This is a genomic window from Lachnoanaerobaculum umeaense, from assembly GCF_003589745.1.
GTDB classification, from domain to species: domain Bacteria; phylum Bacillota; class Clostridia; order Lachnospirales; family Lachnospiraceae; genus Lachnoanaerobaculum; species Lachnoanaerobaculum umeaense.
Genome location: NZ_CP032364.1, coordinates 2,462,210 through 2,474,597 on the forward strand (window position 1 = coordinate 2,462,210; position 12,388 = coordinate 2,474,597).

A 12,388-nucleotide genomic window follows, 5' to 3' on the forward strand; every position below is an offset into this window, starting at 1 on the left:
TGCAGGAGATACTCCTGCAAGACTCTTTTTTTAATCTACAGCTACCGGATACTCGTTACAAAGCAATCTGTAAGGTTCTTCATCCTCTTCTATCTTTGGGAATCTGCCTATATCTTCATAGAACCTGTTATCTATATTATCATCATTACACTGTGATACCTCACCTATAAGCACACTTCCACTTCCTTCTTCCACATGAAATTCATGGTACTGATGCGGCCATATGGTGATACTCTCTCCAGGTAAAAGCTTTACCATGCTTCCGGCCTTTACATAATAAGACCTCCCATCAGAGTTTATAAGTACATCAGAATCACTCAGTCCACCCTTACCATCATCATTATACACCTTAATCAAAAGAGTTCCTCCGCCTCTATTTATGATATCCTCTGATTTGAACCAATGGAAATGCATAGGTGCCATCATATTATCTCTAAGAAACAATAGTTTTTCTGCATAAACCTTTTTATATTTATCATTATTCCTATTGCCATTTCTGATAGTAATAAGGCCAAAACCTATCTTATCAAAATCTCCCAAACCAAAATCTGTAATATCCCATCCTAACATATTGTCACGAATCTCATCATATTCATGGCCCTTACTCTTCCAATCATTTGGAGTCCAGTTACAAAATGGAGGCAAGTGAAAGCCATTTTGTCTTATTAATTCCTCCATTTCTCTTATAATGCTGTTGATTTGTGATCTCTTCATTCTTTTCCCCTCTCTTGTAATAAATATTTACTCATTTCTCTTTGTAAGATTCTAAGTGCATTTTCTATATCATCTTCCAAAGTCAATTTTGAAATTTTTGCATCAGCCAATGATATTGCTCCTTCATACCCACTAAATTTAGGCTTACCACTGCCATTTTCCAATATGTGGCAGATCAACTTTGAGTCTATGATATCTTCATCCTCTTTGAAAATATTTTCCGATTCCTTGCTTTCCATCACTTCCTTAAGTACAGATGCTACCGGCATATCATTGTATAATGCCTGCTGTATCTGTGTATCATAGGTAAGAGTCTTTAAAAACTCCCATGCAAGTCTCTTCTTTTTAGATTTTGAGCTTATTCCAATATCCAAACTGTCGATCATACTCACATTATTACCGGATTTACCTGCCGGCATAGGTATACAGTCCCATGCAAAACCGGTATATTTTTTTATCTTATACGGATAAGACTTATATGTCCTGTACTCTGCAAGAGACATCTGACTAAATGCTACATTTCCGCTGTCAAACTCCTCTTTTGTTATATTATGATTCCCATTAAGCGATTCCAGGCTCTTAACAAATCTTATTGACTCAGCAAGTTTCTCATCATTAAAATATGATTTCTTACCATCTTTTGAAAACAGCATTACATCATTTGAGAGTGCCGCATTTATCCAGTCATATTTATATATACCAAAATAGTCTGGGCTTCCATCCAGATTCCTATCCAAAGTTATCATCCTACAAGCTCTATAAAAATCATCGAAGGTATAGTCATTCTTTGGTATATCCAAGTGAAAGTTTTCAAGTAATGTTCTGTTTACAAACATAAGAGTCGGCATAGCTTCATAGGGCAACGCGTATCTATGCCCCGCAAAAACTCCTGAATTTGCAATTTCTGTGTAATACTTGTGTATATCAAAATCATTATCTTCAAGTACATACTTATCCAGTTTCTCTATAATTCCAAGGTTTACATATTTCTCAAAGTCTTCATCAAGCACCATAAATATATCCGGCATATTATCCTTTAAAATTCTCTCAGACATCCACTCACTATAGTCATCCTTAGTTATGCCGCTGACATATTTAATCTTTACTCCCTTGTGTTCCTTTTCAAACTTTTCTATAGCTTTATCAATTACTGAATAGCTCTCCTGTACAGCTACCCCCCAGTTACTTCCATTAAACATTGCAAATTCTATAACTGTTTCCTTAGGTATGCATTCATAGAAAAACAGGCATAATAAAAATATTATCGCTATTATTACTATAGCCGATTTTATTCTGCTTTTTTTCACAGTTCACCTCTGCCCACAGCCCATATTGCCAGCTGTGTTCTGTCTCTAAGCTCCAATTTATCCAATATTGTTGATAGATAATTTCTTACAGTTCCTTCCGAAAAATTCAGTTCTTTTGCAATTTCCTTATTGCTCTTGCCCTTAGCCACCTCTTCTATTATAACCCATTCATTTTTGGTAATGGTTCTTACATTCTCTGACGGTACATGTATATTTTCATTATTTACTGCAAGCTTTGAGAAAAATTTCAAAACTTTTGAAGCTATATCCGGATTTATCATTGCCTGCCCATGATATACTGTATTTATAGCCTCCACCAGGCTGTCCATACTTATACCCTTTAAAAGATAGCCACTTGCACCATACTTTAGAGCATTAAATACATATTCATCATCATCAAATGTAGTAAGTATGATGATTTTTATATCAGGATATCCCTCTTTTATTATTTTTGTACATGATACTCCGTCAAGTCTTGGCATTCTAATATCAAGCAGTATTATATCCGGTCTATTTTCTCTTACACTTCGTATAACTTCCAAACCGTCTGCAACTGCATCCGTCACTTCAATATCCGGCTTACTGTCAAGGATTATCTTTAAGCTTTCTCGTATTAATTCCTGATCATCTGCAATTAAAACCTTAACCATATTCCTCTCCCCATCTTATCGGTATCATAGCTTCCACTCTAAATCCATTATCACTACTAAAGTTTACCTGACCTTTTAGCATGTTCACTCTTTCTCTGATATGTCTAAGTCCAAAGCCTGCCTCTATATTTTCACATCCAACTCCGTCATCACATATTAAAAGTCCTATACTTCCATATCCTTTCTTTATAGAAACATCTATATTTTTTGCCTTACCATGTCTTATAGAATTTGTTAGACTCTCCTGTACAATTCTATATATTGCCATTTCTTCATCTTCATCAAACTTTAAATCACCGGCATCACAATTAAACACAATATTTACATTTGCAATTTTTATAGTGTTTTCTACTAACTCCTCTATAGCATTTTTTAGATTTAACCTCTGTGGAGCATCAGGCCTCAATGAACTTACACTCATTCTTATATCCTGTATACCTTTTCTACTCACTCTTGAGAGTAGATCCAGTTGATTTCTTAGTGGAGTTTCTTTATTTCCTGCCAATGCTATGCAAGCATCTATACCTGCAGCCAAACCTGTAAGAGTATGTCCCAAGGTATCATGTATCTCTCTGGCAATACGATTTCTCTCCTTTATTTCTGCCAATCTGGCATTATCCATCAAAGATCTTTCAAGCTCTTCATTTGTCCTTTGTAAATCCTGATTTGCTACCTCAAGTCTTTTATTCAATTCCAGATTTTTCTCTATTATCTCCTCCTTACTCACTATTATAATGATACAGCACAGTATAAAACATACAACTGTCATTAGATTAAGTACATTGTAAATAAAAAAAATCAATGTTTGTAGGTTTTGGCTGCATACAGCTATATAAGATGAAATATCATATACTCTTATAAAGATCTTCACAAGTTCATGTGTTGTAAATAAATAGCTTAAAGCTGCAATAATTACCACTATAGGCATATATTTATTCCTTACCGAATAAATCAGTGCGTTTGCAAAAGTCCAAAGTAATATGCCATTATAATTAAAATTCAACAGTATTATACATATCAACTCCAATACAAACTCTATAACAAATGTTGCTGATATTATACTTGTATCATTTGCAATACTACTATTTCTAATACAAAAGGTTGATATAAAACATATCGAAGATATGATAGTAAATATAAATATATAAAATGTATTTCCCGGAACATTAACTGCATTTGATAAAAATATCTTAGCCTCATGTACACTTATAATTCTTTCGGTCACTATCCATATAAATCCTGAGATCAAAATCATTGCCGAAAGAGATATTCCAAGCATCAATTCCAGTATTGTATTTATTCTCAAATATCCTATACTTTTCATATTTATTGCCACTTCGATATATCAAATCTACTTATATTGCCGGCATTTATCAAATCAACTTTTATATAAATATCCTGTTCCACTTTCTTACCTTCTAGATAATCATATGCAACTCTTGCAGCTTCTCTCCCCATATATATTGGATGCTGTGCTACTGTTGCTGTAAACAGACCCTGCTTTATAAGCTCCTTTGCATCCGGAGAACCGTCTACACCATAGATCAAAACTCTCTTTTCACTCTTTTCTCTTAATGCTGCAAGTGCTCCTATAGCTGTGGGATCATTTAGCCCAAATATAACATCAAATTCCTTATTGTTTTTTTCCAGGTATTCACTCATGGTATCATTCACTGTTTCTATTTCACTGACACCGTCTATCTCATCAACTATTTCATATCTTGAATCATTTGCTATGGTATCCATAAACCCTTTTCTTCTTTGAACCATTGATGAAGCAATCAGATTTTCAACAACAAGTATATTAGCACCCTCAGGCATTTTTCTTATCAAATCCTTTGCCAATAATACGCCTGCCTCATAATTATTTGACTGAATCGTACTTATTACTCCCACTCTATCATCCACATCAGTATCCAGCAGTATAACCGGTACACCTCTTTTCTTGCATTCTGTTAAAGCACTTTCGATACCGCTTCTATCTACAGCATTTACAAATAAGATATCGATGCCTTCATTGAGCATATCTATGATCTGTGCATTCTGTCTCTCCTGACTTTGTGCCGGATCTCTAGTTATAAGTATATCACCATTTGCTTCAATAGTATCTCTAATATTTTCATTAAGAACATTGAAGTATGGATTATTCATTGTCATATAAGTTGAGCCAAAGACAACCTTCTTATCATTATTCCTTGACTTTAGCAAAACTATAAATAAACACAATAAAAAAACATATGCTAAGAGCATAAAAAATGCCCTTAGCCTGTTTTTGTCAATTATTTTCATTATTTACTCTTTTTTAAATTTCTAATATAGTCGATAAATACTGCCAATAGTATAACGATACCTTTTACAACTGTCTGCCAGAAAGAATTTACATTCATAAGGTTAAGTCCATTACTAAGAATTCCTATAATTAGGGCACCTATCAATGTACCTCCAAGTTTTCCATATCCACCTGACATAGATGTTCCACCTACTACTACCGCAGCTATGGCATCCATCTCAGCACCATCGCCTGCTGTAGGCTGTCCTGAGTACATACGTGAAGCTAAGATAACTCCTGCAAGTCCTGCCATAAGTCCTGAATAAGTATACACCATGAATTTTACTTTTGAAACACTTATGCCTGAAAATCTGGCTGCAAGTGTATTTCCACCGACTGCATATATATATCTACCTATTTTTGTTCTATTCATTATAAGGACTGAAACTATAAAGATTATTATCATTATGATAACGGGTACCGGAAAAATTCCTACATATCCTGCACCTATCCATTGCCATTCCTTAGATACTACTCGTACCGGTGAACCTCCAGTATACACACCTGCAAGTCCTCTGGCAATATTCATTGTAGCCAATGTCACGATAAATGGAGGTATAGTAGTTCTTGAAATAACAAAACCATTGAATGCACCTATTATAAGTCCTATGAGTATTCCTATAATCATTGCCAAATGTATACTCATACCATATCTGGACACACATCCTGCAGCAAATACACCTGAAAGTGCTATTACTGAACCTACCGACAAATCAATACCTCCAAGTATGATTACCATAGTCATTCCACATGCAAGGAGCATATTTGTAGAAATCTGTCTAAGTACATTAAAAACATTCTTTGCTGTAGGGAATGAGCTGCTTGTAGCAGGAAATACTGTAAGGAATATTGCCAGCACCAGCAATGCGATAATGATTCCCATATTCTCTTTGAAAAAATTTAAAGCCTTGATATTATTCGATTTTTTCACTTTTTACCTCCATCATATAGCTGCTAATGCCATAATACTTTCCTGTGATATTTCTTCGTGATTTATACAACCTCTTATTGTTCCTGCTCCCATAACATATACTCTGTCACTCATATTTATTATTTCAGGCAATTCTGAGGATATCATTATGATTGAAACTCCTTTTTTTACCAAATCATTCATTATCTTATATATTTCAGATTTTGCACCCACATCTATTCCTCTTGTAGGCTCATCTAAAATAAGAATCTTGGGATTTGTGGCCAACCATCTTCCAATCATAACCTTCTGTTGATTTCCTCCTGAAAGATTAGAGATTATCTGCTCTTGTGAAGGTGTCTTGGTTGCCATCATATCTATATATTTCTTAGTTATCTCAACCTCTTTTTTAGAATCTACCTTTAAATTCTTTATAAAATCATCCAATACTTCAATAGTGGTATTATATTTTATATCCTGTAGCAAATAGAGTCCCTGTTCTTTTCTGCTCTCAGGTACCAAAGCCAGACCATTCTTTATGGCATCTTTCGGCTCTTTTATACTTACTTTCTTTCCCTCAATATATATATCACCTGACACATCTTTTGAGAGTCCGAATATGGCCTGCATAGCTTCACTTCTTCCTGCACCTACAAGTCCTGCAAAACCGATTATCTCACCTTTTCTAAGTTCAAAGCTGACTTCTTTTACTTTATCACCATCTTTTAGATTTTCTACTTTAAGTATAACCTCATCTGTAGGCAAAAAGTCTCTTACATAGTAGTTTGTCAAAGTTCTTCCAACCATCATGGCTATAAGCTCATCCTTATTGGTTTCCTTAACTACCTTTGTTCCAACATATTCACCATCTCTCATTACAGTTACTCTATCACATATTTCCTCAAGCTCACTCATCTTATGTGATATATAGATAATACCTACGCCCTTCTTAGTCAAATCTCTCATAATATTAAAAAGATTTTCTACCTCTCTATCACTTATAGAAGATGTCGGCTCGTCCATAACCAATATCTTTGCGTTAACTGATACAGCCTTTGTTATCTCAACCATTTGCTGCTTAGCTATAGGCAAATTCATGACCAATTCTCTTGCATCTATATCCATACCCAGATCATCTAAAATCTTTTGGGCATCTTTTTCCATTTTAGAAATATTTACAGTGAAGCCCTTACCGGATTCCCTGCCCAGATATATATTTTCTGCCACCGTCATATATGGCACTAATACCAACTCCTGATGTATTATAGAAATATTGTTTCTTGAAGCATCATGTACTGATTCTATAGATACTTTCTTTCCTTCTATCTCTATTTCTCCTTCATCGAGGCTGTATATTCCACCAAGTACTTTTATCAATGTGCTTTTTCCTGCACCATTTTCTCCCAACAGTGCATGTACTTCTCCTGCCCTCAATTCAAGGTTTACTTTATCTAAGGCTTTAACTCCGGGGAAGCTCTTAGATATATTTTTCATTCTCAATAAAATATTGTCTGCCACTGTTTCACCTGCTCTTATTCTCTAAATAAGGCATCCCTTAGGATGCCTAAAATTTTATTATATTAATAATAGTATTTTACAAGTACTGCGATTGCTTACTGCCAACCGTCTGTTCCGTACTGTGCTACATTGTCTGATGTGATAAGGAATGTTTCTACAGGATATCTCTCATCAACCTGCTTTCCCTCAACATAATCATACATAATCTTAACTGCCTGCTCTGCAATAGAAACCGGAGACTGAGCACCACTACCCTCTATTAAAGAATTACCTGATGCAAGCTCTGACTTGATATCCGGTGAACCGTCAACACCATAAATTAAACAGTCCTTAATACCTGCTGCATTTGCTGCTGCCAAAGCTCCTAAAGCTGTCGGATCATTTCCACCAAATATAGCAACTACATCAGGATTTGACTGTAAAAGATCCTCTGCAATACCCATTGCTACCTGAAGATTTCCCTTTGCATCCTGCTGTGCCACTACTTCAAATCCATGGTCTTTTATAGCATCCATAAATCCATTTGTTCTATCTACAACTGACTGCATAGTAGGTGAATCAAGAACTATGATCTTTCCACCATTAGGTACCTTCTTAACAAGATCCTCTCCTACAACCTTTCCTGCATTGTAGTTATCTGATCCTGTGTATGATACTAAATAAGACATATCTCCTACTTCTGTATCAAATCCTACCATAGGTACTCCGGCTTCCTTTGCAAGATCAAGTGCAGGAATGATTCCCTGTGCATCAACAGGATTCATAAACAATCCATCAAGATTCTGTGAAAGCATATCCTCAACCTGTGAAATTTGCTTTGTAACATCATTTCCGGGATCTGTAACGATAAGCTCATCTCCATTAGCCTCTACCAATTCCTTAATCTTGCCCTGAATGGTAACGAAGAATGGATTTGTTCCATCCATACATGTATATCCAAATTTATAATGCTTCTTTTCACCGCTCTGTGCTGTTGTAGCAGCCTCTTTGCTTTCTCCCTCAGATGTGGTCTTTGTCTCTCCACCACCACATGCTACTAAACTTCCTGCCATTAACAGTGCCATTGCACCTGCCATTAACTTTCTTCTCATAAATCCTCCTCTTTTTACCCCTTGGGGTGATGATGTAATAATACCAATATTCAAATTGTTTAATAATTGTTTTTTGTAATAATTATAATATGACAAATGTCAGTTGACTAATTTAAAACTTATTACTTATCTTTCATAAACTTACTTTATTATTTCTAAATACTCTTATTGCATCCCTATAAGTCTCCTTCATGCTCTCTCTTGCAGTTACAAATACATCATGTGAATACAGATTTCCATTTGTTTCTGCCGCCATTTTTCTTATAGCATCTCCCGCAAACTTTGCAGCATAAGTGTAGAAGTTGATTTTTCTTACACCACAATCTATACATTTTCTAAAGTCATCATCACTAATTCCTGAGCCACCATGCATTACCACAGGAACGTCCGTAAGTTCTCTGATTTTTTCTATTCTATTAAAATCCAGTTTTGGTTCACTCTTATATATTCCATGTACTGTACCAAAGGATGCTGCAAGAGCATCAATATCTGTTTCTTCCACAAAAATTTTTGCAGTCTCAGGATCTGTATATGCACCCATGACATTTCCTTCTGCTCCTTCTGCTCCCATAGAACCAAGTTCAGCCTCTATACTTGCCCCATATACATCTGCAATGTATCTCGCATACCTTGTATTTGCAACATTCTCCTTAAAGCTGAGTGCCGATCCATCATACATTATACTGCTAAATCCTATATCCAATGCCGTCTTTATCTCATCAAAATTGTCGCCATGATCTAAATGTACACATACCGGTACTTTAGCTTCTTCTGCCAACATTACCATTACCTTTCCTATTTTTTCAAGTGGAATATATTTTCCATGTGCCGCATTGGCAAATTGTAATATTACCGGAGTATTTTCCTCCTCTGCCGCTTCTATAACCGCCATTATGCCCTCAAGTGATGTGGCATTGAATGCAGCTATTGCCATATTCTTACTCTCTGCTATATCCAAAATATTTCTAAGTGTTATTAACATTTTCTACTCCTTTATAAAATCTTGTGTCTCCCAATTATTTTTTATCTTTTCTTCCAATTCTTTTATATCCAAAAGTCCACTAAAGGTATCATACTCTGTAATACACATAGCCCCGGTACCTGAAGCTATTTCCATAGCCCTCTTTGGATTATAGTCATTTATTACTCCATATAAAAATGCCGCTATTGCAGTATCTCCCGCACCTATAGCTGACTTTATTCTGTCAGGTTTAAAACTCTTTTGGAAATATTTAAAACAATTCCATTCATTACTAAGTCCAAGTCTTTTTGAAACATCATCAGAAGTACAAAGATACATACCTGCTGTACCACATTTTATAAGTAATATGGAAACTCCAAAATCCATAACCTTTTTTGCCAGTGGTAATATATCATTTTCAAGGCTTAGACACATGCATACATCCTCTTCTCCCGCCCTTTCTAAAAGCTGTGTGTATTCAGCCTTATCCACCATACATAAAAGTTCTTCAAAACTTGGTTCAAATATATCCACATATGGCAAAATATTTCTCAAAATTGCTTCCCAATCAAGCCTTCCTGCTTTGCTGTCAGGGTCAATAGCTGCCACATCCAGACTGGTTATAAGACCTGCTTTCTTTATAGTCTTATACATTTCTATCAGCTCTTTTGCATCATCCTTATAGAAACCTTCCATCAATGTTGGATATCCGAAATGAAATAGATACCCGTCTTTTATATCTTCCATGTCCATATCTGAGAATTTAAAGGTATCATTGGTTCCTGTAAAATGTAAAAAACTTCTATCAAATCCCGGAGGTGCCAATACTATAGTATAGGAAGTGTCTTCTCCCTCAGCTTTTATAAATTTCGTTTTTGCACCCTTTTCCTCACATTTTTCTATTATTTGTCGTCCAAACTCATCATCACCTACTTTAGCAATAAGTTCTACATTTGCACCGAATTTATGCAATGCCATACCGGTATTATTTACAGCTCCACCATTTGCCACTGTAGCTCTACCTATATTTATCAATTTACCCGGCTTTAAAATCTTTGCAAAATTCTTCCCATTTGTATTATATATCTGTGGTGTTATATCATAGGATATATGTCCGGCAACTATTATTTTTCTGTCCATATTGCCCCCTTTCACAACTAACTTACTAAAATCAACAAAAAAATAATAGTTACATTAGTCATTATTTTATGACTGATATAACTATTATTTATTATAATTTCTTCCATATAAACTTCCACATTGCCCATAAAAGCAATGCAGTAATAACAGTAATAAGTATCCATCCACCCTCCATTTTTGAGAAAGGAAGGTCCACATTCATACCGAAAAAGCCTGAGATCACAGTAGGAATTGTCATCAGAAGCGACCATATAGTCATAATACGCATAGTTTCGTTCAGCTTAATGTTTATCAGATTATTGTACATACCACTCATCTGTTCAACTATACTTGATGCCATATCAGCCATATCGCTTGCCTGCTTTGCCTCTATATATGCATCTTCCAACTCCTCTTTTTCAGCTTCATTACATTTTTTTATTGCTGAAGTTATTCTCATCTGCCTTATTGCAACTACATTCTGTCTTGTAGCCGCACCCAGATAGATAAGACCTACTTCAAGGTCTGAAAGATCCCAGATACCCTGATTATTTGTATTCATTCTAAGTCTTCTATTCAGATGTAATCTCTCTTCATTAAGTTTATCAAGTATAGGTAGAAATGAATCTGAAATAACAAAAAGGCTCAAAAAAAGCAACATCATAGGGGTACTTGCCTCTTCAGCTTTTATATATTTTTCAATCTGTGGCACTATATAGTTGGTATCATAGGTTACAAACATAAATATACTTTCAGAATTTACAAAAAATTTTATAGATCTGGTCTCATAATGCCCATTATTTTGTATAAAAGCCGGTACATGTATGACTACCAACAGATTCTTTCCGTCGTATTCCACTCTGGCTCTCTCATTTGAATCCAAAACATATTCAGCCATTTCCTCCGTCAAATCAAACTTGGTTTCCAAGGTCTCTACATCCGCTATATTGCTGACATCTACTACTCTCCAATAAAACTTTTTTCCATCTTCTCCCATATATATCTGCATTTAATAATCCTCACCCCCTTCGTTTTAGTTCAAAAGTATTATCTATATCTGCTACCTTATTATTTCTCTCTTATACTTATAGTATCACCATACTCCCCATACCATTTATCATCTACTGTGATATACTTTATCTCTTCTAAAAGTAATTGTTCTATATTGGCATTGGTCTCTTCTATAAGTTTCTTTTGTAATTTCTCACATTCTTCACTCTTAAATATAAGACTTATCGTAACCATATCATCAAATATAGTATCCTCAATCACAACATTTTCGCTCTCTGCAATATACTTTATCTTTCCATAAAAATCATATCCAAACTTGTACTTTACTCTAACTCCTGAATTAATTTCACCAATCTTGCCTTTACTCAGTGCTTCTATAACCGCACCTTGATAGGCACGAATAAGCCCACCTACTCCAAGCAGTGTTCCTCCAAAATATCTTGTAACCACTGCCACTATATCAAAATATCCCTGATTTTGTATTACCTCCATCATAGGCATTCCTGCACTTCTTTGCGGCTCTCCGTCATCAGAACATTTTTTCTTATTTCCATCTTCTCCTATGATATATGCATAACAGTTATGTCTGGCATCATAGTATTTTTTTTTTATCTTCTCTATAAATTCCAGTGCTTCTTCCTCAGAATTTACCATCGCAATATTGGCAATAAACCTTGATTTCTTTTCTACAATCTCAGCTTCACAAGCCTCCAGAATGATTCTCATAGATTTTCTCTCCTGTTTTCATCAGAGTATTATAGCAAATGTTTTGAAAAAT

General features: G+C 35.1%; 12 protein-coding genes. All 12 read right to left on the bottom strand.

The window, feature by feature from the left end; translation table 11 throughout:
* Positions 1 to 30 precede the first annotated feature (30 nt).
* Complete coding sequence (locus tag D4A81_RS11530) at positions 31 to 714, bottom strand: D-lyxose/D-mannose family sugar isomerase (protein ID WP_111524282.1); 684 nt, start codon at positions 712 to 714, stop codon at positions 31 to 33.
* Entirely contained in the window at positions 711 to 2,021 is a 1,311-nt protein-coding gene (locus D4A81_RS11535) for an ABC transporter substrate-binding protein (protein ID WP_242977588.1), read from the bottom strand. Before D4A81_RS11535 ends, D4A81_RS11530 begins: the two co-directional genes overlap by 4 nt.
* Positions 2,018 to 2,671 (bottom strand): response regulator transcription factor, encoded by a 654-nt coding sequence (locus tag D4A81_RS11540; protein WP_111524281.1) that lies wholly within the window; start codon positions 2,669 to 2,671, stop codon positions 2,018 to 2,020. The genes D4A81_RS11535 and D4A81_RS11540 overlap by 4 nt, the downstream gene beginning before the upstream one ends.
* Positions 2,664 to 3,995 (bottom strand): sensor histidine kinase, encoded by a 1,332-nt coding sequence (locus D4A81_RS11545; RefSeq protein ID WP_111524280.1) that lies wholly within the window; start codon positions 3,993 to 3,995, stop codon positions 2,664 to 2,666. Before D4A81_RS11545 ends, D4A81_RS11540 begins: the two co-directional genes overlap by 8 nt.
* A 2-nt stretch (positions 3,996 to 3,997) precedes the next feature.
* On the bottom strand, positions 3,998 to 4,960 hold the full coding sequence (locus D4A81_RS11550) for a sugar ABC transporter substrate-binding protein (RefSeq protein WP_111524279.1): 963 nt from the start codon (positions 4,958 to 4,960) through the stop codon (positions 3,998 to 4,000).
* On the bottom strand, positions 4,960 to 5,931 hold the full coding sequence (locus D4A81_RS11555; protein ID WP_111524278.1) for an ABC transporter permease: 972 nt from the start codon (positions 5,929 to 5,931) through the stop codon (positions 4,960 to 4,962). Before D4A81_RS11555 ends, D4A81_RS11550 begins: the two co-directional genes overlap by 1 nt.
* 12 nt (positions 5,932 to 5,943) lie before the next feature.
* The gene (locus D4A81_RS11560; RefSeq protein ID WP_111524277.1) at positions 5,944 to 7,428 is read right to left on the bottom strand and encodes a sugar ABC transporter ATP-binding protein; all 1,485 of its coding nucleotides are present in this window, start codon (positions 7,426 to 7,428) and stop codon (positions 5,944 to 5,946) included.
* A gap of 95 nt (positions 7,429 to 7,523) precedes the next feature.
* Entirely contained in the window at positions 7,524 to 8,519 is a 996-nt protein-coding gene (locus D4A81_RS11565) for a sugar ABC transporter substrate-binding protein (protein ID WP_111524276.1), read from the bottom strand.
* A 133-nt stretch (positions 8,520 to 8,652) separates the two neighbouring features.
* Complete coding sequence (locus D4A81_RS11570) at positions 8,653 to 9,501, bottom strand: class II fructose-bisphosphate aldolase (RefSeq protein WP_111524275.1); 849 nt, start codon at positions 9,499 to 9,501, stop codon at positions 8,653 to 8,655.
* A gap of 3 nt (positions 9,502 to 9,504) precedes the next feature.
* Positions 9,505 to 10,620, bottom strand: a complete 1,116-nt coding sequence (locus D4A81_RS11575; RefSeq protein ID WP_111524274.1) for a carbohydrate kinase family protein — start codon at positions 10,618 to 10,620, stop codon at positions 9,505 to 9,507.
* Between the two features lie 91 nt (positions 10,621 to 10,711).
* Positions 10,712 to 11,608 carry a magnesium transporter CorA family protein gene (locus D4A81_RS11580; protein ID WP_111524273.1) on the bottom strand — a complete coding sequence of 299 codons (897 nt, stop codon included), beginning with the start codon at positions 11,606 to 11,608 and terminating at the stop codon, positions 10,712 to 10,714.
* A gap of 59 nt (positions 11,609 to 11,667) precedes the next feature.
* Entirely contained in the window at positions 11,668 to 12,336 is a 669-nt protein-coding gene (locus D4A81_RS11585) for a YigZ family protein (protein ID WP_111524272.1), read from the bottom strand.
* Between the last annotated feature and the right edge of the window lie 52 nt (positions 12,337 to 12,388).